Source organism: Ferrovum myxofaciens (assembly GCF_013181415.1).
Classification (GTDB): domain Bacteria; phylum Pseudomonadota; class Gammaproteobacteria; order Burkholderiales; family Ferrovaceae; genus Ferrovum; species Ferrovum myxofaciens.
Genome location: NZ_CP053676.1, coordinates 616,132 through 638,925 on the forward strand (window position 1 = coordinate 616,132; position 22,794 = coordinate 638,925).

The 22,794-nt window shown below is 53.8% G+C and carries 24 protein-coding genes and 9 pseudogenes; 14 read left to right on the forward strand and 19 right to left on the reverse strand.

The annotated features are described in order from the left end of the window. Nucleotides 1-4: 4 nt before the first annotated feature. Nucleotides 5-478: a hypothetical protein gene (locus tag HO274_RS03010; RefSeq protein ID WP_273121395.1), complete on the reverse strand. Its 474-nt coding sequence runs from the start codon at nt 476-478 to the stop codon at nt 5-7. Between the two features lie 85 nt (nt 479-563). On the opposite strand from HO274_RS03010, the gene HO274_RS03015 reads away from it, so the two are divergent. Further along, on the forward strand, nt 564-752 hold the full coding sequence (locus HO274_RS03015) for a hypothetical protein (RefSeq protein ID WP_273121398.1): 189 nt from the start codon (nt 564-566) through the stop codon (nt 750-752). Here HO274_RS03015 and HO274_RS03020 read toward each other — a convergent pair. The 4 genes and pseudogenes from HO274_RS03020 to HO274_RS03040 all read right to left on the reverse strand — a co-directional run. Beyond that, the gene (locus tag HO274_RS03020; protein ID WP_273121401.1) at nt 719-1,810 is read right to left on the reverse strand and encodes a Druantia anti-phage system protein DruA; all 1,092 of its coding nucleotides are present in this window, start codon (nt 1,808-1,810) and stop codon (nt 719-721) included. The two genes, HO274_RS03015 and HO274_RS03020, sit on opposite strands and share 34 nt — an antisense overlap. 71 nt (nt 1,811-1,881) lie before the next feature. Continuing rightward, a pseudogene (locus HO274_RS03025) lies at nt 1,882-1,989 on the reverse strand (DUF2924 domain-containing protein); the annotation flags it as partial. Nucleotides 1,990-2,085: 96 nt separating this feature from the next. Beyond that, a pseudogene (locus HO274_RS03035) lies at nt 2,086-3,915 on the reverse strand (IS1634 family transposase). A 157-nt stretch (nt 3,916-4,072) separates the two neighbouring features. Next, nucleotides 4,073-4,396 (reverse strand): annotated as a pseudogene (locus HO274_RS03040) (DUF2924 domain-containing protein); the annotation flags it as partial. A gap of 29 nt (nt 4,397-4,425) precedes the next feature. On the opposite strand from HO274_RS03040, the gene HO274_RS03045 reads away from it, so the two are divergent. The 6 genes from HO274_RS03045 (at nt 4,426) to HO274_RS03070 (ending at nt 8,323) form a co-directional block, all read left to right on the forward strand. Further along, complete coding sequence (locus tag HO274_RS03045; protein ID WP_273121174.1) at nt 4,426-4,617, forward strand: hypothetical protein; 192 nt, start codon at nt 4,426-4,428, stop codon at nt 4,615-4,617. A gap of 93 nt (nt 4,618-4,710) precedes the next feature. After that, entirely contained in the window at nt 4,711-5,502 is a 792-nt protein-coding gene (locus HO274_RS03050) for a hypothetical protein (RefSeq protein WP_273121409.1), read from the forward strand. Further along, on the forward strand, nt 5,495-6,019 hold the full coding sequence (locus HO274_RS03055; RefSeq protein WP_273121411.1) for a hypothetical protein: 525 nt from the start codon (nt 5,495-5,497) through the stop codon (nt 6,017-6,019). The genes HO274_RS03050 and HO274_RS03055 overlap by 8 nt, the downstream gene beginning before the upstream one ends. Before the next feature lie 49 nt (nt 6,020-6,068). Continuing rightward, nucleotides 6,069-6,308, forward strand: coding sequence for a MerR family transcriptional regulator (locus HO274_RS03060; protein WP_273121414.1), 240 nt, complete (start codon nt 6,069-6,071; stop codon nt 6,306-6,308). Next, on the forward strand, nt 6,292-7,533 hold the full coding sequence (locus HO274_RS03065; protein ID WP_273121417.1) for a hypothetical protein: 1,242 nt from the start codon (nt 6,292-6,294) through the stop codon (nt 7,531-7,533). Before HO274_RS03060 ends, HO274_RS03065 begins: the two co-directional genes overlap by 17 nt. Further along, the gene (locus HO274_RS03070) at nt 7,472-8,323 is read left to right on the forward strand and encodes a phage/plasmid primase, P4 family (RefSeq protein ID WP_273121419.1); all 852 of its coding nucleotides are present in this window, start codon (nt 7,472-7,474) and stop codon (nt 8,321-8,323) included. Before HO274_RS03065 ends, HO274_RS03070 begins: the two co-directional genes overlap by 62 nt. A gap of 430 nt (nt 8,324-8,753) precedes the next feature. Here HO274_RS03070 and HO274_RS03075 read toward each other — a convergent pair. Both HO274_RS03075 and HO274_RS03080 read right to left on the reverse strand, forming a co-directional pair. Further along, nucleotides 8,754-8,984 (reverse strand): annotated as a pseudogene (locus HO274_RS03075) (PIN domain-containing protein); the annotation flags it as partial. Further along, nucleotides 8,985-9,449, reverse strand: a complete 465-nt coding sequence (locus HO274_RS03080; RefSeq protein ID WP_273121424.1) for an excisionase family DNA-binding protein — start codon at nt 9,447-9,449, stop codon at nt 8,985-8,987. Nucleotides 9,450-10,180: 731 nt separating this feature from the next. On the opposite strand from HO274_RS03080, the gene HO274_RS03085 reads away from it, so the two are divergent. Then, complete coding sequence (locus HO274_RS03085) at nt 10,181-10,459, forward strand: type II toxin-antitoxin system RelB/DinJ family antitoxin (protein WP_273121427.1); 279 nt, start codon at nt 10,181-10,183, stop codon at nt 10,457-10,459. Beyond that, entirely contained in the window at nt 10,431-10,760 is a 330-nt protein-coding gene (locus tag HO274_RS03090) for a type II toxin-antitoxin system YafQ family toxin (RefSeq protein WP_035416887.1), read from the forward strand. Before HO274_RS03085 ends, HO274_RS03090 begins: the two co-directional genes overlap by 29 nt. Here the strand turns inward: HO274_RS03090 and HO274_RS03095 are convergent. Continuing rightward, complete coding sequence (locus tag HO274_RS03095; protein WP_273121429.1) at nt 10,726-11,103, reverse strand: HNH endonuclease; 378 nt, start codon at nt 11,101-11,103, stop codon at nt 10,726-10,728. The genes HO274_RS03090 and HO274_RS03095 overlap by 35 nt on opposite strands. Before the next feature lie 78 nt (nt 11,104-11,181). Here HO274_RS03095 and HO274_RS03100 point away from each other — a divergent pair, with 78 nt between their 5' ends. After that, on the forward strand, nt 11,182-11,337 hold the full coding sequence (locus HO274_RS03100) for a hypothetical protein (RefSeq protein ID WP_156472722.1): 156 nt from the start codon (nt 11,182-11,184) through the stop codon (nt 11,335-11,337). Nucleotides 11,338-11,480: 143 nt separating this feature from the next. On the opposite strand, the gene HO274_RS03105 is transcribed toward HO274_RS03100, so the two are convergent. From HO274_RS03105 to HO274_RS03115, 3 genes and pseudogenes are all read right to left on the reverse strand, one after another. After that, nucleotides 11,481-11,792: a helix-turn-helix domain-containing transcriptional regulator gene (locus HO274_RS03105; RefSeq protein WP_031597379.1), complete on the reverse strand. Its 312-nt coding sequence runs from the start codon at nt 11,790-11,792 to the stop codon at nt 11,481-11,483. Next, on the reverse strand, nt 11,782-12,114 hold the full coding sequence (locus HO274_RS03110) for a type II toxin-antitoxin system RelE/ParE family toxin (protein WP_273121432.1): 333 nt from the start codon (nt 12,112-12,114) through the stop codon (nt 11,782-11,784). The genes HO274_RS03105 and HO274_RS03110 overlap by 11 nt, the downstream gene beginning before the upstream one ends. Before the next feature lie 154 nt (nt 12,115-12,268). Then, nucleotides 12,269-12,541: pseudogene (locus HO274_RS03115) on the reverse strand (ATP-binding protein); the annotation flags it as partial. Nucleotides 12,542-12,674: 133 nt separating this feature from the next. Between HO274_RS03115 and HO274_RS03120 the strand changes: the two are divergent. Together HO274_RS03120 and HO274_RS03125 are read left to right on the forward strand one after the other, a co-directional pair. After that, on the forward strand, nt 12,675-13,715 hold the full coding sequence (locus tag HO274_RS03120; RefSeq protein ID WP_273121435.1) for a transposase: 1,041 nt from the start codon (nt 12,675-12,677) through the stop codon (nt 13,713-13,715). Further along, nucleotides 13,640-14,002, forward strand: a complete 363-nt coding sequence (locus HO274_RS03125) for a transposase (protein ID WP_273122262.1) — start codon at nt 13,640-13,642, stop codon at nt 14,000-14,002. The genes HO274_RS03120 and HO274_RS03125 overlap by 76 nt, the downstream gene beginning before the upstream one ends. Here the strand turns inward: HO274_RS03125 and HO274_RS03130 are convergent. From HO274_RS03130 to HO274_RS03140, 3 genes and pseudogenes are all read right to left on the reverse strand, one after another. After that, nucleotides 13,965-14,375, reverse strand: a pseudogene (locus HO274_RS03130) (YrrC family ATP-dependent DNA helicase); the annotation flags it as partial. The gene HO274_RS03125 and the pseudogene HO274_RS03130 sit on opposite strands and share 38 nt — an antisense overlap. Nucleotides 14,376-14,432: 57 nt before the next feature. Further along, nucleotides 14,433-15,149, reverse strand: a complete 717-nt coding sequence (locus HO274_RS03135; protein ID WP_273121439.1) for a UPF0149 family protein — start codon at nt 15,147-15,149, stop codon at nt 14,433-14,435. Nucleotides 15,150-15,311: 162 nt separating this feature from the next. After that, nucleotides 15,312-16,477 (reverse strand): annotated as a pseudogene (locus HO274_RS03140) (IS3 family transposase); the annotation flags it as partial. Nucleotides 16,478-16,491: 14 nt separating this feature from the next. On the opposite strand from HO274_RS03140, the pseudogene HO274_RS03145 reads away from it, so the two are divergent. Next, nucleotides 16,492-17,514, forward strand: a pseudogene (locus tag HO274_RS03145) (IS1380 family transposase); the annotation flags it as partial. 285 nt (nt 17,515-17,799) lie between these two features. Continuing rightward, nucleotides 17,800-18,060 (forward strand): annotated as a pseudogene (locus HO274_RS03150) (helicase-related protein); the annotation flags it as partial. A 186-nt stretch (nt 18,061-18,246) separates the two neighbouring features. On the opposite strand, the gene HO274_RS03155 reads toward HO274_RS03150, so the two are convergent. The 5 genes from HO274_RS03155 to HO274_RS03175 form a co-directional block, all read right to left on the reverse strand. Beyond that, nucleotides 18,247-18,873 carry a histidine phosphatase family protein gene (locus HO274_RS03155; protein ID WP_273121443.1) on the reverse strand — a complete coding sequence of 209 codons (627 nt, stop codon included), beginning with the start codon at nt 18,871-18,873 and terminating at the stop codon, nt 18,247-18,249. A 47-nt stretch (nt 18,874-18,920) separates the two neighbouring features. Then, nucleotides 18,921-19,811 (reverse strand): TIGR01777 family oxidoreductase, encoded by an 891-nt coding sequence (locus HO274_RS03160; RefSeq protein ID WP_273121445.1) that lies wholly within the window; start codon nt 19,809-19,811, stop codon nt 18,921-18,923. A gap of 34 nt (nt 19,812-19,845) precedes the next feature. Beyond that, complete coding sequence (locus HO274_RS03165; protein ID WP_273121447.1) at nt 19,846-20,565, reverse strand: tetratricopeptide repeat protein; 720 nt, start codon at nt 20,563-20,565, stop codon at nt 19,846-19,848. Next, nucleotides 20,516-20,914 carry a lactoylglutathione lyase gene (gloA, locus tag HO274_RS03170; protein ID WP_031595117.1) on the reverse strand — a complete coding sequence of 133 codons (399 nt, stop codon included), beginning with the start codon at nt 20,912-20,914 and terminating at the stop codon, nt 20,516-20,518. The genes HO274_RS03165 and gloA overlap by 50 nt, the downstream gene beginning before the upstream one ends. A 68-nt stretch (nt 20,915-20,982) precedes the next feature. Beyond that, nucleotides 20,983-21,846, reverse strand: coding sequence for a pirin family protein (locus HO274_RS03175; RefSeq protein ID WP_273121450.1), 864 nt, complete (start codon nt 21,844-21,846; stop codon nt 20,983-20,985). Nucleotides 21,847-22,794: the final 948 nt, after the last annotated feature.

The following is a 22,794-nucleotide window of genomic DNA, read 5'->3' on the forward strand; positions in this document are numbered from 1 at the left end:
GTTCTCAATTTCTGAGCGACACAGTTGCCGAATTGTTTGTCATCCGCAGGTAGTCGAAGACGAGGCGTGTGCGGAAGCTGAGTTTGCGCATCAACTCGGCGATGGATTGATTGGGTTTCTGGAATGACTTGAGTATCCCGACCGCGAAGCGGCGCAGACGGGAAATGTTTTCCGGGCCAAAACCGGTATGGATACGGCTGCGATCCTCATCATAGTTCCAGTCGATGATGTAATGAACGCTTTCGATGCTCCAATGCCCTCGGTTGACGGCCAGCACCCGTTGCGGTGAGGCTTCTTGCGGAGTGCGGCTCGTCAACCCCAGTGCAATTTCACGCGAATAATCCCCGGTTTTTTTCCGGATGGATTCACGCTCGATCAGAAAAACCTGACCAACATGGGGGAAATCGAGGTAGGCATTGAGCGCCGTGCTGCACCAAATACGCCGCGTCTCGATGCGACCATGATCGGCAGAACTCATCTCGACGAAGTCGGCGGGCCCGCGCTTCTCGAACAGCAACGCGATATCGCGTTGCAGCCCGGGATTGGTTGCCCTTGGCGGTGAAGTGATAATGCGCCTGCTGCTCAACGATATAGTTTGCCAGTGCGCGCTGGGTCAGCAGAGCGTCGCCCGTGATATCGACACCTGCGAGGTCACAGGTGTCGAGCAACGGAATCGCCATGCCGATTTCGTTCGTGCGCTTCTGCTCATCACTGCCCTTTACGGGCAAGGTACCGACTTTTTTTGGGCGTGACAGATTTTGGATTGATGCCCGACAACGCTCATGATATGAGCCTGATGTCCCGCCTCGTCAATGGCATTCTTCATGGTCTTGCCATCGAGTGCCAACGCATCGTCTTTCTTCCCCCACGCCGCGTTCCAGGCATTGAGTGCCCGATCCAGCGCGTCCGGTTCGATGCGAACCAGGCAGTCGCGAATGACGAATTCACTAGGGACGACATAACTTCCCTTCTCACGCCGACAACCGAACCGCTCGCGGGCTTTCTGTCCCAAGGCATCGGCCCAATCAGAGATGGCTTTATAGCCGCGCATGCCGCACAGCGTTGCTCCCGCCGCAATGCCCAGTACGACAGGCAGGCGATGACGTATCCCATGAGCGCGGCGCGGATCGGAAACCATCGTGAAACACTGCGGCAGCATGCGCATCTGTTCGGCATTGAGCATGATCTTGGGGGCTCCTGTGAGTTGAAGGTGTGCTCGGTTGGGATGGGTCAATTGCCCCTGAGGATTGCGACACAGGGGGCGAACAAAGACCCGCTTGGGGGCATCGGCTTCCGCGCTGTAGCCTTCTCGGGTACGTCGATATCCCTGGGTCAGTCCCAACTCGATCCAGTTGGCTGCGCGATACACGCCACCATGGAAGCGCCGGGGATCGACAAAGGTCTCCAGCAGCAGTAACGGATGACCAAAGCGCGTCTGCCAATCAGTGACGACCCGGCGTTCGGTCAGCGACAGAACGCGTGAGCCAATATTCGGCCGGTGCCAGTCGGGAAGAATCAAGAAGCGACTATTGTTGGCGATCAGTTTGAGCCGTCCATACTGCGAGCGAAAGTCCCAGCCGATCCACCGGTCACGAACGCCGCATTTCAGCGCCGCCGCCGATATACTCAGTTGCGCTACCCATTCTTCCCGCCAAGTCGCAACGTACCACACCGTTTCACCGATCTTCGGTAGTCCTCCAAGGTAATGGTGGCGCACCATCTGCTCTTGATAGCGCGTCTCCTCGCCCCGTTCCACAGGGCGTACCTGGATCTCTGATAGCACTTTGCTGGCGAGGTTCGTTGGTTCCATTCGGTGATTTATACCGGAAGTCTTCGGCAATGTCCAGCCCTACATGGTAACCAGCTGGTTTTAGTTGCCGTTTACAGGAGGGCAAATTCACCCTGGGTAATCTGCCGCGCTACAGCCGTCAGACTCTTGAATGGCTTCCCCTCGTACTCAAACAGTCCTTCAGCGGTAACCAGGACCTTATCCCATGTTTAACGCAGAGAATTTAATTTCTTTAACTATCAGTTTGTTACGACCACAAAAAAATCGGAGTGGCACTACATGCTCGTAATTTTGGTTTAACTGATCAGTTTTTTCGTTCCTCCTGGGGCCGGGGAAACTCCCAGTGCCCTGTAAATTTTCATCAAATCCGGTTCGGCTACGGTGCATTTTCGCACATTCAATGTGCGCCCATCACGTTGTTGGAATGAGGCGGTGACGCGCCGCTGCACGCTCATCGTTTCGCGTAGGCTGGCCCAGTTGTCGCGGATGTCTGCTTTCTTCAGTTTCGCTCGTAGCACCTGTACGGCCTGATAGGCCAGCACGGTGATGAAGAGATGTCCATCTGCGCGATCCTCTTTCGAATGATAGACCGGACGCAAACCCAACTCGCTCTTCAGGCTGCGGAATACGCTCTCCAGATCCGTCAGCATCGTATAGGTACGCCACAGTTTTTTCTTCGTCCCAAGTGGTCTCGTTGCTGCGCAGGCAATAGATGCCGGGATGCGTCGCCATCGTGCCATCCACCGGCACCTTTTTCCATGCCAGACCCGTGACCAACTTGCCAGATTCATCCGCGATAAGTTCGACTTGGTAATGCTGGCTGGCTCCCCGGCTCTTCTCCTTGAGGCGACCAATGCGCTCCAACAACTTGCCATAACGCTTTTCGCCACGCGGCTTGGCAAGCCCTTCGACGATCTTTTTCAACCCGGCCTCAAAGCCCGTGGCAAAGCGCTCGACCATGGCGCTTTCTTTCTTCTCGCGGCCCAGGGAGTGACAATATAAACGAACTTCTTTGCCGTCCTCGCTGATCTCTTTCTGGATGCGCAAAGGATCACCCCCCCCGCAGTTTCAATGCTGATGACCTGGGTTTCGTCGAATTGCCTCACCCTGTCACGACTGACTACCAAATAGCGATAACCGTGTTCGATCAGCCAGCCGACATTGGCTTCAGTCGCAATTCCCCGATCCATGATGACCAATGCGCCTTGTGGTGCATTCAGACCCTTCAAGATCACCTCCAATGTGCCGCATTCGGCCACATTACCTGCAAAGGTTTTGGAGCGGCGCACAAAGCCGCTGCCATCAAGCACCAGGCCCAGTGTCACCAGAGGGCAGTCGCTACGTTTCTCTTTTGAATGCCCCCGTTGCGCTTTTTCATTGCCCTCGACATCACCCTCAAAATAGGTGTTGGTCAGGTCATACAGGGTTACCGTCTCATCCAGACCAAAAAGCGTCTGGACGGCAGAAAAGATATGGTCTTCAATGACCTGGCGGTGCTTCATCAATACATCAGAAGCGTGGTACAGGCGTGTGTGTGGCATGGCTTCAAAATCGAAGTCGATCAACTCGCCCAGCGCACTGTGCTGTTGCAGCCAGTTCCATGTCGCCAACTCCGATGCCGGTTTGGTCATGCGTCCGATTACATTGCCCAGAATCGCCGCGCGCATGACACCATTGACCCCCAGTTCGCTCAGTTTCTCGACAAAGCCGAGTTGCGACAGGGCATATAGCCCCAGACTCTCGACGCCGACCGAACGCGGTTTCATCAATTGCAATGAGCCGATATCCACTTCCTGGAAATCGTGCCTAGGAGTATCCGTGGCCGCCCCCGATTCGCTTGCTATATCCTGTGGCATCTCAATCAGGCGTCCAGCATAGCGTTGCGCGGCTTTCTCGATGGCTTCCGGAACAGTGTCCTGAATCATGACGGCCTGACCACCAATCAATTCTTCAATACGCCGACACAGCAAAGGCCAGTCTTCCTGCCGGATGGGAAAATGCCTCCCCAAATTCAGCAAGGTAACTTGACGCACCTTGCCACCGATGCGCTCCGTGCGCACGAGTCGATGGGTGAAGTAGGACTCCCCGGTGGCTTTGTTGTTGGTTCTGGTTTGGCGAATAAACATTCTACGATGCTACCAGAAAAGCAAGGGGTTTTAGTGAACATTGCAAAATATTATGGCACTACACAGAGATATCGTCAAAAACAAAAAACGCGAATACTTTATAATCAATGCATTATAGAAATTAATTCGGAAAAATTGTCGATATTTTCGCTTATTTCGTTAAAGGCGGGTTATGCTCCCGTTCGCCCCACTCTCGTAGCAATAAAGTCCCCGGTGCAAAATTGAGTTCTCGTGGGCTGGCGCGCAGTTTTATTTTCGAGTGCTTTGCCCCGATGGCTTCGAGCCGCTGGCGCGTGGCCGGGGATAATCCCCCCAAGACTTCTTCCTGCAATTTATAGGCAACCCGGGATTCAATGAATACCCGGTTGGGATTTGCCGGGCGACTTTTGAAATACCGATCCCAGATCGTCCAAAGTTCCGCAATCGGCATTCTGGACAGGGCTGATATACGGGCCGCGACGGACTCTTGTTGATTGTTCATGACAAATTCTCCGGTTGATAGGAGGTTGTATGAACGCGCTGGTCGGGCATAAAGCCAAGGCCAATCTCTCTCTGTTTTTGATCTTCTCCCGTGATGGTGCGAATAATGGCCGCCGCAAGGATGGCGGTAATTTCGCCAACTCTGGTGGCCCCAGACATCCTGGACGGGTTCGTGAGTTCGATATTTTTCATGACGGCTCCATGGAATTGCAACTGTCATGAATACTGAACCTGATTTTCCGAACAGGATGGCAAAGGAGAGTAATCGACGGCCATTTTCGCAGTCATGGTGATTCGCATATTCTGAACGCCCTTGTGATCAGCCTCAATCTGCACCGTCGGCATCTGTCCGAGAGTCAACGGGCGATGGTCGCCGCCAAACTGGCAAGTATTGAACGAGGTCACTTCCATGGGAACCAGCATGTGGTATCGGCAAATTTGCCGATACCAACGCTCCGGCAAGGCGCTGCGGCTGATCTGCTCAATGTTTCGGAACGTAGTTTACGTCATGCGCGAACAGTTCAGGCCAGCGGGATTCCAGAACTCGCCAGCGCCGTAGAGCAAGGCGATATCTCCGTCTCGGCCGCAGCCGCTGTCGCGCGTCTACCGGAACCGACACAGCAAGAAATCGTGCGTCGCACCCCTGATGAAATCCGCACTATCGCCCGCGACCTTAAAACCCGTATCCACGAAGCGGGGGTCACAGGCCCTTCGGCGGTGCGTATCTTTGACAGGGTCGCCCAAGAGCAGAAACTCACCGGTATCGAACAGTGTGCCGTGGTCTATGCCATCAAGGCTGACACTCCCGATCTCCCCACGCCATCCGAGGCACGCCGCATCGCCATCGCGGGTGATCCAGGGTTGATGGTGCTGGCTTCCGATGGTCGCTACCACACGGCGCCGGGGGACCCCGAAGAGAACGCCCGCTTCGAGCGCTGGCTCGTCCTGCGCGAAGGGCTCGAACCCCTTGGCACCCTGCCGTTCCCACCGATTGAGGCTTTCGCCTCGATCCCGGCCTATCAAAAACAGAATGTCACCGCCTGGCTGGCTCGCGCAGTGCCTTTCCTCAATCAACTGAACCAACTCTGGAACCAAAGCCATGCGTAATCCTGATCTTACCCAGTTGCGGGAAGCCGTGCGCGCTGAAATTGTACAGGCCTTCAAAGCCGTGGGCTTTGCCAGGCCCCGCGATATTGCCCGGCAGGTCTGCGCCACCCACCCGGAAATCATCTCCGCGCTCGGCGGGCGTTTGGCTGAGGATGCCCTGACTGACCTCGCCCGGCGCGAACTCAAGCACAACTGCCAACAGCGCGAGTCGCCTTCGCAAATGAAGCTGCCTGGCGTGCCTGAAGCGCTGGCCAGCCGGTTGCCGCCCGCCATCAGCATTCCCGCTGGCGCTGATGGCGACGACGAGGGAGTGATTTATAAGCCGCTGGTTCAGGCCACTCTCGCCGAACTCGAGGCGCACCTGACACTACTCTCGACCCAGATTGCCGCCGATACGCATCGACACCGGGCATTGAAGGAGTTGCGCGATCTCGCGCTCGCTGCGGGTGCAACCCGTGATAGCGGTGTACTGCGAATCATCGGGGCAACCAAATCCACTCTGGCGGAGGTGGAGTGATGGCACTTCCAATCATCTTCGCTAACGAACGCTGCTGGAGGACCCAAACATGAAGCATTCTCTGCCTCAACCCCCGGCAGTAGAGCCCATGGTCAATGCCCGACATGCGGCGCGCGCTCTGAATTTGCCTCTCTACTACTTCACCAAACCAAAGAGCAGACAGCACCGCCAGATTCCTTTCTACCGCATCGGCAGAACAATCCGGTTTCGCATGTCAGAACTTGAATCATGGTCAGCACAGTATCGCCAGCAGGCGAGCCAGGAGGAATCCCATGATCAATTTGAATGATCTCCCCCAGGCAAAATCGATTCATCCCGTCACACTCCGGGAAAATACTCGCACAGCGCTTTTGGCTAATCTGGAGTCTGTGCTCTCCACCTTGTTTCCCGCAGGCAAGATTCGTCGTGACAAGTTTCTCATCGGCGACATTCTGGGCAACCCCGGCGACAGTCTGGAGGTGGTGCTCGAAGGCGAGAAGGCAGGGCTGTGGATTGATCGTGCCGACAATTCAGGCGGGGATATCTTCTCCTTGATCGGCGGCCACTACGGCATCGATGCGCACACCGACTTTCCACGGCTATTGCAACGATCCTCTGAATTGGCGGGGTGCACCCCACCCGTCAAGGTATCCAAGGCCAATAAACCAACTGCGCCTGTGTATGAACTGGGACCTGTCACGGCCAAATGGGACTACCGGGATGCTCAGGGCAGCCTGATTGCCGTGGTGTACCGTTACGATCCCCCGGGTGGCAAGAAGGAGTTTCGACCCTGGGATGCCAAACTCCGCAAGATGGCTCCCCCCAGTCCACGCCCCCTGTATAACCAGCCCGGGCTTGCTGCCTCAGACAAAGCCGTTCTGGTGGAAGGCGAGAAATGCGCTCAAGCCATCATCGACTCAGGGGTTGTGGCCACCACCGCCATGCACGGGGCCAATGCACCGACGGACAAAACCGACTGGTCGCCCCTGTCCGGCAAAGCCGTGCTGATCTGGCCCGACAATGATAAACCCGGCTGGGAATATGCCGATCGCGCGTCTCAGGCCATTCTGGCTGCTGGTGCGATCAGTTGTCACATTCTCTATCCGCCCGAGGACCACCCGGAAGGATGGGACGCAGCGGATGCGCTTGCTGGCGACTTTGATGTGGCGGGGTTTCTGACTCAGGGTCCACGGATGCAGATCCATCTTCCAGACGAGGCTTCAGTGAATAACGGTGCTGGCGCTGGCGCTGGCACCAGTCTCGGAGATTCAGAACAAACCGTGTGGGGTACGGAAGATGCCCTAGCGCTGGCATTTACCCGGCGTTATCACCAGAACTGGCGCTATGTGTCAGGGTGGGGAAAATGGCTCGTCTGGGATGGTCAGCGTTGGCGCACCGAGGACACCCTGGCGTCGACCGATTCTGATCCGCCATGTATGTCGACACGCTTCCTTGAAGGCAGACAACCCCAAGGTGGCCACCAAACTCGCGGGTTCGAGCACCATCAGCGGGGTGGAACGCCTCGCCCGCTCTGATCGGCACCATGCAGCCACTACGGACGAGTGGGATGCCGACATCTGGCTTCTCAACGCCACCGGAGGGGTGGTGGATCTGCACACCGGACGAATCCGCCCCCACGACCGGCACGACCGGATGACCAAGATCGCCACAGCAACGCCGTGCGGTCCCTGTTCCCGGTGGTTATCCTTTCTGAACGATGTCACGGACGGAGACAAGGATCTGCAGGGCTACTTGCAACGCATGGTTGGGTACTGCTTGACGGGTTCCACCAGCGCCCATGCACTTTTCTTCCTCTATGGCACCGGCGCCAATGGCAAGTCAGTGTTCGTCAACACGCTGACCAGCATCCTAGGAGATTATTCATCGACTGCGCCAATGGATACCTTTGTGGAAACCCGGGGAGATCGACACCCCACTGATCTGGCGGGTCTGCGTGGTGCGCGTTTTGTGACGGCCATCGAAACCGAGCAGGGACGCCGCTGGAACGAATCCAAAGTCAAGGCCATCACGGGGGGCGACAAAATTTCTGCCCGATTCATGCGTCAGGACTTCTTTGAGTACACCCCACAATTCAAACCCATCATCGTCGGTAACCATAAGCCGTCGATACGAAATGTCGATGAGGCCATGAAACGGCGGCTTCACCTGATTCCCTTCACGGTCACCATTCCACCCGAACGGCGCGACGGAAAATTGACCGAAAAACTGCTTGCAGAACGGGACGGCATTCTGGCTTGGGCCATTAAAGGATGCCTTGCCTGGCAGTGCGCTGGATTGCGCCCTGAGCGAAATCAAGATAATTGATGGTTTGATTTGCAAGATAAGTGATGGTCGAGGGTTGGTGTTGGTGGTTGACCACTGGTTGCAATTGACTTCAGATTAAGTGCCGTGGCGATGCCAGGAAGGCCAATGTAGCCATGCTATGCCCATGAAGAGCCCTGTGCATAGCCATTTGGTAGCGTGCTGCACAGATTGGAGCGCGTCAAGGGTCCACTGCGTCGTGCTTCGCACGCCCTTGACACATTCCAATCTGCAAGGCGGTCTACCATGCGGAAACCAGTATTCATGCAAGAAACATACCACCGGAACTAATTGTAACCTTATAAATTACAAGAGAAAAATCGTAATCACGATAAGTGATGGTCAATTCGCCCTTACCATCACTCAATTTGATTAAAAAGCGGGAACCTGCCCTCATTTATCTTGATTCCGCTCAACACAGGGGTCCACTTCAGGTAACGAGACTGTCCCGGACATGGGCGTTCATCAATGAGCGTGTACGTTCCAAATCTTTAGCTTTCAAGTCCGGTCGCTGCTTGAGAACATTACGTGTCCACTCATCGTGAATCATGTCCGTCCAGCGGGCCCGGAACAGGTCAGTGAGTGCCAAGCGCATCAGGAAGTCACGCAGAGGGGCAGGGTAGAGCACGCACGCGTCGTAGATGACGGTGAAGTTTGAACTCATTCATTCGTACCCCATCTTGAGAGCCTGGGCTTGCTCGGTCAGTGCATCGAGGGCTTTACCGCGCTCCGCATCGATTCGCTCTTTGTACTCAATCACATCTCGGTAACGGACGCGACGATGCGTGCCAATTTTGTGAAACTGAATCTCGCCACGCTCCAGCAGTTGCACAAAGAATGGGCGTGACACATTGAGGATGTCCGCCGCATCCTGGGTGGTCAGTTCGGCGTAGATTGGGATGATACTGACCGCATTGCCTTCACCGATTTCGGTCAGGACATTCACGAGCAGTCTAAGCGCCGATACCGGGATACGAACAGGATGGGCCGTGCCTTTGTCATCAACGATCTCGATCTGCTGGGTTTCCGCACGGGTCTGCAGGTAAGCAGATAACGCCCGACCGCTCTCACGAGCGATGGAAACTTCTTCGGTCGTCGGTAACGAATGAGTGGGTGAAAGTGTGGTCATAGCAACCTCCAGGAAGTTTGAATCAGCATCATCGGACGAAGTATAACCGAAATAAACGAATAGTCGAAATATTCGAAACTGATGTGACGCTGGGGAGGCGAAGTGATCCGCCGCTGCCAAGAGGATCTACCCTTTGCCGACAGCCTGTCTAGAAAGTAACCTTTGCGCTACTCGAAGAAGACGGTGGTTCACTCATCTGGCCTCGAATCACCGAGCAGGAGCAAGACGCCTTTGATGCCTTATGCCGGAAGTTCTATCGGTTCCTCATGAAGTCGTCTGAAGATGGAAATTCAGGTTGAAAACCGGCTACAATTACCCACCGATTCCACTGACGAAGCATTTGTATTGATAGATGTCGATGGCAATCGACGTATTCCAAAAAAAATCAATTCTCGGGATGGTCCGGAGGCTCTACCAAATCGCCCTCTGGCTTTGTTGGCTCCCGTAGGTTCGTCCTGCATTTCTGCAACGTCCCTTTGATCCTTTTGACGGCGGTGGGTAGTGGTTTGCGTCCAGCCATGAATTCCTGATCCTATGGGGGGACCCCCTATCTTATTTTGCACGCGCAAAAATTTGGGCACGCGCGCGGTCTGGCACCGGGTGGCCCGAAGGAATTATCCCCCCCACATGCCAGTGAGGGCGACAGTGAGCAAGTTACAAAGGGATAAGTTTGTGATCATGCGATCGAATAAGATACAATGTATCTCAATTTGAATTGTCAGGAGGAAATCATGGCGACTACAACCATGGTCCATGTTCGTGTGGACGAAAACATCAAAGCGCAGGCCACGGAAACTCTTGCTTCGATGGGACTTTCCGTTTCCGATGCGGTACGAGTTTTTCTTACCCGAGTGGTCGCTGACAAGCAGTTGCCATTTGCGCTCAGGGCACCAAATGCCGAAACACGCGCTGCCATGAACGAAGCCAGCGCGATCGCTCAAACACACCAAGCACGCTTTGATACAGCCGCCGAATTGTTTGATGACCTCGAAAAAAACCGCAGCAAGTAAACGAACTGCTCTACCCAGAGCCGCTGATTACACCAAACCGTTTCTGAAGGATTGGGAACGATTGTCTCATTCTGGGCGCTATGACATGAAGCAGTTCAAGGAGGCCATGATGCTCCTGATCTCCAATGCGGGACCACTTGATCCGGAATGGCTGGATCATCCTCTGGGTGGTGATTGGGAGGGTTACCGCGAGTGCCACATCGGAGGTGACTTCCTGCTGATCTATCAACTCACAACCCACAGTAAACATGGTGTGATTGTATTTGTCAGGGCAGGAACACACGCAGATCTTTTTGAGTGACTGTTCCAACGCCCGTCACAGACTTCTGAACAGACCTATTTCCAAATCCTCCATCCTCCCGCGCGGTCTTGGCATCATGGCAGTGCTTGCATAACGACTGGACATTCCTCTCGTCCCAAAACGATTCCTGATTGCCCCGGTGCGACTGGATGTGATCCACCACGGTAGCCGGTGTGACCCGACCCTGACGATTGCACTCGGCACAAAGCGGGTGGTAAGACAAAAATACTGCACGAGCCCTTTGCCACCGCGAGCCATAACCGCGCGCCGAGGCGTTGCCTCGATGGCCATCCCATTGTTTACGAACCTGTCGCAGGTGTTGCTCGCAATAGCCCGGTTTCACAACCAATTTACGGCAGTTTGGGTAACGACAAGGAGTCGGAGCGCACTGTGCCATAAGTGTTCAGAAAGAACGAAAAAAATGATGCTGATTGTGCTTGGCTTTGATGTGGAACAGAGCGTAAATGTTGTAATAAAAAAACCCCAACCGAGAACGGTTGAGGTTTCATTATTGGTGGTGCATTACGGAACCGAACCCGCGTTCGATTTCCGTGCGGGATGGCAAAACATCCCGTGAAAGACCACCAAACGGGGTCAATCAACCCAAGGGTTGATCACATCCAAACCTAAATCGGGGTTATAAGCCCTAATCCACGAAATTTTCAGATTCGTTTAAACCGATACTTATCATCGCAAGTAATAAGGTCTGTAACCTAAGGTTTAGGCGTGTGCGTGCGGTGTCTGGACAGACTGCACCGCTAGGCGCAGACCCATTGCTTTGAGAATGGCAGACAGGCTGCTAAGCACAGGATTACCCTCTGGTGACAAGGTGCGGTAAAGTTGTGTCGTGCTCAAGTGAGCAGTTTCAGCTACGGTTTGCACTCCGCCAAAGGCTTTCGTCATTTGACGTAGGGTAATTAGAAGTTCGCTCTGATCGCCGTCCTCAAGAATACTATTGAGCAATTGAATCGCATAGCCGGGATCATCCCGGAACATCTCGGCCATTGCCTCGTCATGCGCTCTATCTTTCATCGTTTGATCTCCTTTGCCAGTCTTGCCAGTATCCACATGCCCTATCGATATCTGCATCTTGGGTTCGCTTGTCGCCGCCACACAGAAGCAAAACAATTTCTTTACCAGAAACCGCGTAATACACCCTATAGCCAGAACCAACATCAATGCGTAGCTCCCATACTCCATCACGACAAAATTTATGATCGCCAAAATTGCCAAGCTCGATGCGCGTCACTCGTCGATTCACCGCAATTTTTGCAGTCACATCGCGCAATTTTCGAAGCCAGTCGAGATAGATATCCTTCTCGTCCGTAGTTAGATAGTGTCGGATTTCGTACATGGTTAATTTTCGTCTATAAACGAATTACTGTCAAGAGTTACGAGATTCGATAAAGGAAATAAATTTGTTTCAAAAACTGCGGCAATTGCAACTTCTTGCCTGTCGGAAAATAAGTGATTGTCAATGGCCAACAGATTTGACCCACTTTTGGCCATTAATTTTGACCCACCCCAGAACCACCGCCTAATTTTTGCCTCAGACGGTAACTTTCACCCCCCAGCATGAATATTTGGGCATGGTGTATCAGTCGATCAACAATTGGTACGACCACATTTTCATCAATAAAGAAATCTCCCCAGCGTGTAAAGTCCTTGTTGGTGGTCAGGATGATTGATCTGAACTCATACAGGGCATGGATAAGTTGAAACAGATTATGGTTGCTCTGTCGGCTCATCGGCAGGTATCCCAATTCGTCGATTACGATTAAACCCAAATTGTTCATTAGAGATTTGGGTTGATTTCTGGCAAACTACCAAGGCCATTGACTGAGGGGGTCATGGTTGCAAAGGTTCTAATGGACATCATTAGAGATATTCCTTTTTATCATGTGGTTACCGCAAATGGCGCAATCTGAAATTCTTTCTGGCGATGATTTTTCCGTGGGATTCAGTGACCGCGAGGTGACTGCCTGGGGTGGACTGGCCCTATTCAAGAAAATGCTCGACAGTATGGGGTTTTCTGAGGCAGTCACGACCTGGGGGCTCCCCGAACCTGGTTCCAATCGGGGATACGACCCGAGGCAGTTGGTGGAACAATTTCTCGTATCGATATGGTGTGGTGCCTGTCGGTTTTCGCATCTTGAGATGGTGCGTATGGATAACACGCTGGTACGTTTGTTTGGCTGGACGAAAGCGGCTGGGCACAAGGCTTTGGTACGTTTTTTCAATCGGTTTGACATGATCCGTAACGAGCAGGTGCAGGGCGAGATTTATCGCTGGCTGTTTGATCAAATTCACGCGTTGAAAAGCGTGACTCTGGATCTGGACTCTACCGTGATCACGCGCAATGGGGAGCAAGAAGGGGCGGTCCGAGGGTACAACCCGGGGCGGCGTGGTCGGGCCAGTCACCATCCCTTGTTGGCTTTTATGGCTGAGGCGCGCATGGTGGCGAACTTCTGGCTACGTCCGGGAAATACACACTCCGCCAACAATGTTCTGCAATTTCTTGAGGCCACATTAGCCCGTCTTGGGGAGAAAAAAGTTGGGTTGTTACGTGCTGATAGCGGCTTTTTCGATGATGTTTTCCTGAAGGTTCTGGAAGAAAAGAGAATCCCTTACATTATTGCGGCACGTCTGAATCAGGTATTGCAACGGGGGCTTTATCAGGTCACGGGTTGGTGGGCACTGGAGCCCGGATTAGAATTGACGGAAATTAGTTATCAAGCGGCATGCTGGAGCCAACCACGCCGGGTTATCGTGGTACGACAAAGCATCCGACAAAGGAAAAATGCTCCGGGAAAACTTTGCCCCTCTTCGAGGATGATCCTGACATTCAAGGATGGCGTTACGGGGCTTTTGTCACTACTCTGGAACTCCCAGTTGCGGAGGTCTGGCGCACTTATCGCGGACGTGCGGATTGCGAGAACAGAATCAAGGAATTGAAAGCCGACTTCGGTCTGGATGCATTCAATCTCAGGGACTTTTGGGCGACAGAATCCGCTCTTGGATTTGCCATGCTGGACTACAACCTGATGAGTTTATTCCGTCAATCCGTGATGCGCGCACGGGTGCAACATACCTTATCTACCCTGCATGGGCTCGTGCTGTCTATCGGAGGCGCATGGAAAACAAATTCGAAGACCGATGAGCCAAAACGACTGATGCTATCAATCCCTAGAAAACATAGGGCTTGGTTACTTCGCGCAACCGTTCCGGCATCTGATCAATGATGTCGAAAACTTCTGCGCCGAAAGCCTTGACTAGCCTGCCTGCATATACCGGACCGATGCCCTTGACCATGCCTGAACCCAGATAGCGCTCTATTCAGGACAAGGTATTGGGGGGAGAGACTTTGACGAAGATGGCGCGAAATTGCCTACCATGTTCTCGGTCTATGGCCCAGTTTCTGGATGCCGAGACATATTCTCCTGGAGAGATCATGGGGGTATGTCCGATCAGGGTGACGAGTTCGCGTTCTCTCTTGACCTTGAGGCGCAGGACGCAGAAGCCGTTTTCGGCGTTATGGAAGGTGACGCGCTCGACCAGACCGGCCAGGCGCTCATGTTCGCTGGTGGTTTCTTGCGGAATTCTTGGATTCAGCATGGGAGGCGTAGCCGAAAAATACGAAAGGACGGCAAGCGGTGCAGAGTACCGTCTCAATCAATGGAATAACTCATCGGATCCACAGCACTTCTTGAATTTCTTGCCGGAACCGCACGGGCACGGGTCGTTGCGTCCCACTTTGGCGTCGCTTCGGCGAAAGGGCTGTGTTTCATCATCGTTTGAAGTACGAATATTCCCGATACGCGACTCAATTGCCTGCATGCGTAGGGGCTCGAAATAAGCGTGCAGCGCCACTATGGCATCGGGAATGGAATCATAGGCTTCCTGAATCGCGCGTTTCTCGTCGGCACTCTCTGAAAGAATCTCCCAACCCGGCTCGGTTCCCAGGAGCACCATGGGTGCAACCAGTTCGGTGCGATCCTTCATGATGGATCGCCACCAGGGTTCAAGAAATACCGCGGCACCGATCATGAATCCTTCGCACCAGCCTTCAGCATCGTAAAACTCACTGTTGTCAGGTTGAGGTAGTACAAATAGCAGGGGGCCGAAGCGGTCCTCGTCGATTGTGGTTGCTACCGTGTTGTAATGGCGCATGATCAGGTTCGAGATGCGGCTCGCCTCATCCAGCGTGTCGAATTCGGGAGATTCTTCGCCATTGTCCATATCCCATACCCATGGTAACCAGCGGCTGGGAAGGATTACATCGGGATTGAGTACGACGGCTGCCAGAAAACCATCGAAAGTGGAAATATCCATACAGGATCCCGGCGATTTATCGGAAAGCAGAAAATCTGAAGTGGACCCCTGTGTCAAGACAATAATGCCTTGAGTTTAAGTTGTGCATTCGACTTCACTCGCAGCTGGACGGCGCTGCCCCGATTTTGCATCTGGTTTGGTTTTCACTATTTCATCTGATGATCCGGGTTCCTTGACGGCAGAACACTTTGCGGGTCGTGGTGGAACAGAGGTGTCCCCCTCAAGGCCACTGAATTTATCTACGATCACCGCCCCACCACCCTTCGCGGTTCGGTATACGATATCAGGCGTCCTGTTTCCCAACGATTGGTGCGGTCGCTCACTGTTGTAGAAGGCAAAGTACTCGGTCAGGCCCACCATCAACTCGCCCATCGAGGCATAGCCCTTCAGGTACACATCCTCATGTTTGACGCTACGCCAGAGCCGCTCAACAAAGATATTGTCGAATGCTCGCCCCCGCCCATCCATGCTGATGACAATGCCTTCGCGCTTCAATACGCTGGTGAAGGCTTCGCTGGTGAACTGCGAACCTTGATCGCTATTGAAAATCTCCGGCTTGCCGTGGGTGCGCATAGTCTCCTCCAGGCAATCGACACAGAATACCGCTTCCATGCTGTTGCTGATCCGCCAGCCAAGTACCCGGCGCGAGTACCAGTCGATGATCGCCACCAGGTAGGCGAAGCCATGCGCCAGCCGGACATAGGTTATATCCGTACTCCAGACCTGGTTAGGTCTGACCACCGCGACACCACGCAGCAGGTAGGGATATACCTTATGCTCAGGATGCGCTTTGCTGGTGTTTGGCCCCGGTGCCATGCCAGCCAACCCCATCCCTCGCATCAGGCGTTGTACCCGCTTGCGGTTGACGGTGTGGCCAAGCCCCTTGAGAAATATCACCATCTTGCGGCTGCCATAAAACGGATGCCGTGTGTACTCCTCGTCAATCAGACAATTCAACAGCAGGTCACTTTCGTCCACCATCTTCGGCTTCTGGTGGGCATAGACAGTGGCGCGGGATACCCCCACCAAAGCGCATTGCCCCACCACAGACACCCCATCACCGTGGTCAATCCACCCCTGCCGTATCATGACAGGCTGATCCCGGACTTTTTTTTAAGCCAATCGAGTTCTACCTTCAACCGGCCAATCTCGCTGTACAGCAGTTCCGGCTCACGATGCTCAGCCGTCGGCTTTGGCCCTCGCTTTCCTTCAAACAGCGTCTTGGCTTGCTCCTGAATTTCCTTCTTCCACTGCCCTACCTGCACCGGATGAACTCCGTAATCCAGACCAATTTCGTTGATCGTCTTTACCCCTCTCACCGCATCAAGGCCTACCTTCGCCTTGAACTCGGGGGTGTGAACTTTCCTCTTCTTCGCTTCGCTCATTTCGCTCATCCCTTATGACAGCGCACAGCATAAACTACTGTCTTGATTTCAGGGTCCACTATAGTGTTGATCTCGATACTTTTGTGATGGACAACAGCAACACCCGGAAGGAAGAAGTGGGTCGGACCTACCAAGGGGTGGATGGGTATACCCCGATTGCTGCATATATTGGGAATGAGGGTTGGAACATCGGGTTGGAATTGCGCGCGGGGACCCAACACTCGGCTTGCGAAACCGACTATTTCCTGGAACGGGTTTTTCCGCGGGTTCAACGCCTGTGTTGCCGCGGGGAAAGCGTTCTGTGGCGGGATGACAGTGGTTTTGATTCGGTCCGGCTGTTGTTTATGAAAGCGCAGGAGAAGGATCGCTGGGCACTCAAGGGACAGCATTTCGACTTTCTGACCAAGTGGAACCCCCGCAAACAAAACAAGGACGAGTGGGTGGATAAGGCTGAAGCAGCGGGGGCCTTTGAAGAACAACGCCCCGGAAAGCGGGTGGCCCTGATGAAGATGACGGTCACTCGTGCCTGGCAGGGGAGTCAGCGTGACTTCGTCTTGCATGTGCGCGTGATCGAGCGCACCATCGACAAGAGGGGGCAACACCTGTTGGTGCCGGAGATCGAGTTGGAAGGATGGTGGAGTAGTCTGGACTTGCCTACGGCGGAAGTCATCGAACTCTACAAGCACCATGGCACCCATGAGCAATTTCATTCCGAATTCAAAAGCGATCTGGACCTGGAGCGTTTGCCCTCGGGCAAATTCGACACCAACGATGCCATCGTGCATCTGGCTTCTTTTGCCTACAACTGTCTGCGTTTTCTGGGACAACTGGGATTGACCGGAGAGATTTCCCCCATCCGGCACCCCGCCAAGCGCAGGAGACTGAAGACGGTATTGCAGGAAATCATGTATCGGGCCGCCAGAATGATCGAACATGCCCGCAAAATCATATTGGATTTTGGCCGTGGAGTGGCTGTGCACGCCAATATCTTCATGGAATTGCAAGCCTTGTTGAAAAAGGCGGTGTCCTACGGGTAAACCTGACCACGGTAATCGAGGAAAACCATGAAGTACCCTCAAATTCCTTACACGGGAAGGAGTGATGCTGAATTGAATAGATGAAAATGGGAATTTTGACCAGAAACTACGGATCTGAAGACAAAAACCGGGCGACAAAAACTCAGCCGAATGGAAATTCGTTGAGGTTTTGAAAGACTGGCCGGTCAAATTCATGTCGATTCGGTCTTGGGTGAAAGTTTTTCAATAACGAACACGGATTCAGGTAACTGGTAGATGTTTTCAGGCGCGCTGCTGATTCCAATGGCAGCCGATACTGTGATTCACTATGACCCATGGTGGAATCCCGCTGTGGAAAATCAGGCCACGGATCGGGCACATCGCATTGGTCAGGAAAACCCAGTATTCGTTTACAAACTGCTGACCGAGGGTACCCTGGAAGAAAAGATTCTCGCTTTGCAGGAACGCAAGAAAGAGTTGGCCCAAGGAATTCTGGCGGGTGCCGGAGAATCCGGTGTTCCCATGACGGGCACGGAGCTCACTCAGTTGTTCGAACAGATGGGCTAGATATGGGTTCACGCCGGATATTGTTGCAGCTGGCGCGCCCCGGTACTTACCCACAAAATCTGTGGACAAGTCTGCGGATAAGGATGACAACCCATGGGGGCAGGACGGATTTTTGGGCTTGATCAGTTTCCGGTCAGCTATCCTCTTTCATTTTCTTTCACAGATAGCCTCGGTTATGTCTCCGGATTAAGGGGTGATGCTGAGGGCTGTTGCATTCCATAGTGCAATGATGGGTACACTTGGGTGATGAGGGTCAAAGGAAAGGATGCTGAGCGAGGCAGTGCTAAGCGACAGGTGTTGTGCGTTAATGATTGCTAGGCCGATCCAGCGAGCAGCTATGGCGCTACCTATTTGTCCATGGGTAAAGAGCGCGATATTTCCCTCCGACTGGCGTAGGCGCGCAATGAGTTTATCCGCTCGTGCCGAAATCTGTTCCGGACTCTCGCCCCGGGGACAGCCATCCTGGTAAACATTCCAGTCGGGGAGTTGTTGATGAATATCGGCGGAACGTTGCCCCTCGTAATCCCCATAGTCCCATTCGGCCAGTTCGGGGACGGTGAGCGGGTTTTCTCCCAATCCGGCGGCCATACAGGTCTGGCGTGCGCGTTTTAACGGACTGCAGAGCACCTGAGAAAACGAAATATTGGTCAGTAAACAAGCCAATTGGCGAGCCTCTGTTTCGCCGTGGGGCGTTAATGAAATATCGGTCTGTCCGGTGTGTTGCCCGGTGAGAGACCACTGGGTTTCTCCATGCCGGATCAGGAAAATGCGGGGTAAATTTGGCGTTTGGGTGTGATGGTTTATCGTAGACATGGGGTGGAGCCTCATCAAGAATGGGGTGGCAACCGGACTAATGTGAACTACCGCGGCAACAGGACGGGTAACGCGCTCTCCAGATCGGGATACTGAAACGCAAATCCCGCTTGCAACAACCGTTGGGGGAGAACCCGCGGTCCTTCGAGCAGCAAGGCGGCACGCCGACCAAACAGTGCCTTGACCAGCGTAACCGGGAGCTTGAGGGTTTGTCGGATATGTTGTGATCGTTGCAGTTGTTCCATGAATGCCATGATGGATACAGGATGTGGCGCCGTCAGATTATAGGGTCCCTGTGCAGCGCTATGATGGAGTAACCAGTCCACGGCGCTGACCCAGTCGCTGATATGAATCCAACTGAATCCCTGCGTGCCTGCACCCATCTGTATCCCCCAACCCGCGGGTAGGATCAGGCGTTGCAGGATGCCACCCGCTGGGCTCAAGACCAGGCCGGTGCGCAGATGACAGCATCGACCTGCAGGGACCATGCTGGCGGCATTCTCCCAGTCACGGCATAACTGTGCCGCAAAATCATGTCCCGCCGGAGTGGCCTCGTCCATTGTGATTATGGGAGAAAGGGCGCCATAAATGCCAATGGCAGAAGCGCTGAGCAATACCGACGGAGGACGGGTCCAGTGGCTGAGTGATTCCGCTAATTGCTGCGTAAAGGTGACTCGACTGCTGCGCAGGATGGCTTGACGGCTTTGGCTCCAGGGTCGATCTGCAATTGGAGCCCCGGCCAGATTGATGATGGCATCATAGGGTGGATCGGGTTGCTTGGGGCTCAATGTGGTCAGGGCACGAACCTGACCTTGCCATAGGGCATGGACACGTTGCGGGCGACGAGTGAGGAATGTCACTTGATGGCCTTGCTCCAGCCAGTACTCGATCAGAGCGGTTCCCAGCAAGCCTGTTCCGCCAGTAATCAGAATATGCATGAGCAAGCCGGGTGGAAAAAGAGTGGGGGGCCAATCATTCCGGGGTTTCGCCACCATTGAGCAGTTGCACAACTTCATCGTGACGGAAGCGGTCGGCTGTCAGGCTTTGCGGGCGCGGAGGAAGGGCAGCGGCCTTTTTGAGATAGGGCAATGCGGCCTGATGGTCGCCTTGTTCCAGCAGAAATTTACCGTAAAAGTAATTGGCATCGATATTGTCCGGATCGAGGGTCAAGGCTTGGTTCAGGTATTGTTTGGCCTTGTCAGTATCACCGAAGGAGCCCAGTTTGGGGACCCTGAAATACAAGGCACCCAAGGTGATCAGAGCGGAACCATCCATGGCCTTGGGATCAAGTGAGATAGCCTGAAGCAAGAGATCCCGCGCCTGTCGTGCGCTGGATAGGGCGGAAAACGGGTTTTGATATTTGGCATGGGTGGCCGTGATGATTCCTTCCCAGATCAACGGTTCGGCATGTCCGGGATAGGCCATGACCAACTGATGGGCTTTTGGCTGAAGGGAAGCAAAGAAATCATCGCGTTGATCCGGGGGGAGTTGATAACTGCCATAGGTCCATTGATCGCTGAGATGCGTCAAGTCGTTTTGCAGGGGGCCACTGGCAGCAAGGGCAGGCAATGACAGCAATACCAGTAAATACGCCAACCATGACCAAGATAAATAGGGCGAGTTGTATCGCATGGGCAAGGGCTCAGTGAATTTCTGGGCGGTGGCGTTCAATGAATTCGATTTTGTAACCATCGGGATCTTCGACAAAGGCAATGATTGTGTTTCCATGTTTCATGGGCCCCGCTTCACGAGTGACTTTCCCTCCCTTTTCACGCACCGCCTGACAGGCGGCGGCCGCATTGGGAACTTCGACGGCGATATGTCCGTAGCCGTTTCCCAAGTCATACTGTTGAGTGTCCCAGTTGTGGGTTAGTTCCAGAACCGCTCCTTCCTGTTCGGGTTGATAGCCCATGAATACCAGCGTGAAGCGGCCTTCCGGGTAGTCGCGACGACGCCATTCCTGCATGCCCAGCACGTCTCGGTAGAAGGCGATGGAACGTTCAAGGTGACCGACGCGCAGCATGGTATGCAATATTCTCATGATGAAATTCCGGGATTTGAGTGAAAGAAGGGAGGATTAACTGCGTTGGGTTGCCCGCTGCCTCCAAGTCAGTGAGGAATTCGTCCAAATTTCCCGTTGTTGAAATCTTCCATGGCCTGGACGATCTCCGCCTGGGTGTTCATGACAAAAGGTCCGTGACCGACAATGGATTCATCGAGCGGTTGGCCGGACAGGAGCAGGACAATACTGTCCTCGACGATGGCGGCTTGCAGTCGGGTTCCGGCACGTTCCATGACTGCCATTTCTGCGGCCTGTATGGCTTGCGCGTCTATCTGCAACTGGCCGTGTAAAACAAACAGCGCGGTGGTGTGGTTGTCGGGCAGTTCGATGGACAGGGTATGCCCCACTTTCAAGCGCAAATCCCAGACTTGCATGGGGGTGAAAGTATGCACCGCTCCGGTGACTGAGCCGTGGTTGCCGGCGATGATGCGTGCCGTCCCTGCTTGGTCTGACAGGTTGATGGAAGGGATTTGAGCGGCGGAGATATCCTGATAGCCCGGTGGGGACATTTTGTCGTGACGGGGCAAATTGACCCAGAGTTGAATCATTTCGAACGGACCGCCCTGTCTGGCATAGGCTTCGCTGTGAAATTCTTCGTGAAGAATTCCCGACGCAGCAGTCATCCACTGCACGTCGCCGGGACCAATGGTGCCACCGGCCCCGGTGGAATCGCGGTGCGTCACTCCCCCGGCATAGACCAGGGTTACCGTTTCAAACCCCCGATGAGGGTGTTGTCCCACTCCCAGTTTTTTCTGGGTCGGAGGAAAGTTAACAGGCCCCGCGTAATCCAGCATCAGAAACGGGGAGATGTCTTCCGCGATGTCGTGATAGGAAAAGATGTTCTGTACGGGGAATCCATCACCGACCCAGTGACGACCATTGCTGCGTTTGATATAAGCCAGTTTTTTCATGGGTACTCCAGTGTAAGGGGCGAGTGGAGGCCGTCGGATGATGGTGTGCGTGATCAACTCCAATCAGACCAAACCGTTTCAGTTCAGTTTATCCCAAATTGTTCATTAGAGATTTTTCGTCACTGCTGTCCGAAACAGGACAAATTCATTGGACGCCCCCTTGATTTGACGCGGGTTCTGGGCGGGTAAAAATCAGTTTTCAAAATCGTGCCTCCTTATGCTGTCCAAGATCAAACAAAAGCCAAATCGGTTTGTGGATTATCCTGAGGATCGGGTGATGTGGTAAACGGTTGATCGAGCCAGTCCGTCAAGTGGCAATGAGTAAACAGGTTCATGCGCAACAATGCCACTAGGTTGGCAAGACTCCTGTCAGTGGCCAAGTAAACTGACCCATCTGTGGCCAATAAAAATGACCCACCCTTATGTAGGAGCATAGAGCCCTGTAGAGTTACCTCATGGCAAACAACATGGGGTACTTTTATGAAGGAGTGGATTGTGATTGAATTTCTGCTATACTATTCACCACAATGCGCAGAAAAAAAATTAGTCTACAAGTTTCACTATTCGCCATCATACTGCTGGCTTGGAGCCAGTTCATGGTTGCGGCGCATGCCTGTTCCCGGCTGTCGCCTGCGGCAGGCGATCTAGTTAAAATGTCTGCCACCCAGCGGGCCGACTGCAATGGAATGGGTGATTCATCCGGGACAGAAACCCCCCCCTCTCAGTGCTGTCTCGCCCATTGTGAACAATCTTCGCAATCACATCAAGCATCCGTTCCTGACCTTCCCTCGGTGAGTCTGGTGGCGCTTTTTGAAATCTCTTCAGTGGACTCCCGTGGCTCATTGTCCGCTCCCTTGCTTCACCCTCCTCTTCTTTTCTTGACGGAGGGCTCTCCGCCACTCCGCATCCAGTATCAGGTTTTTCGAATCTAGATCTTCCCTGCAGGTT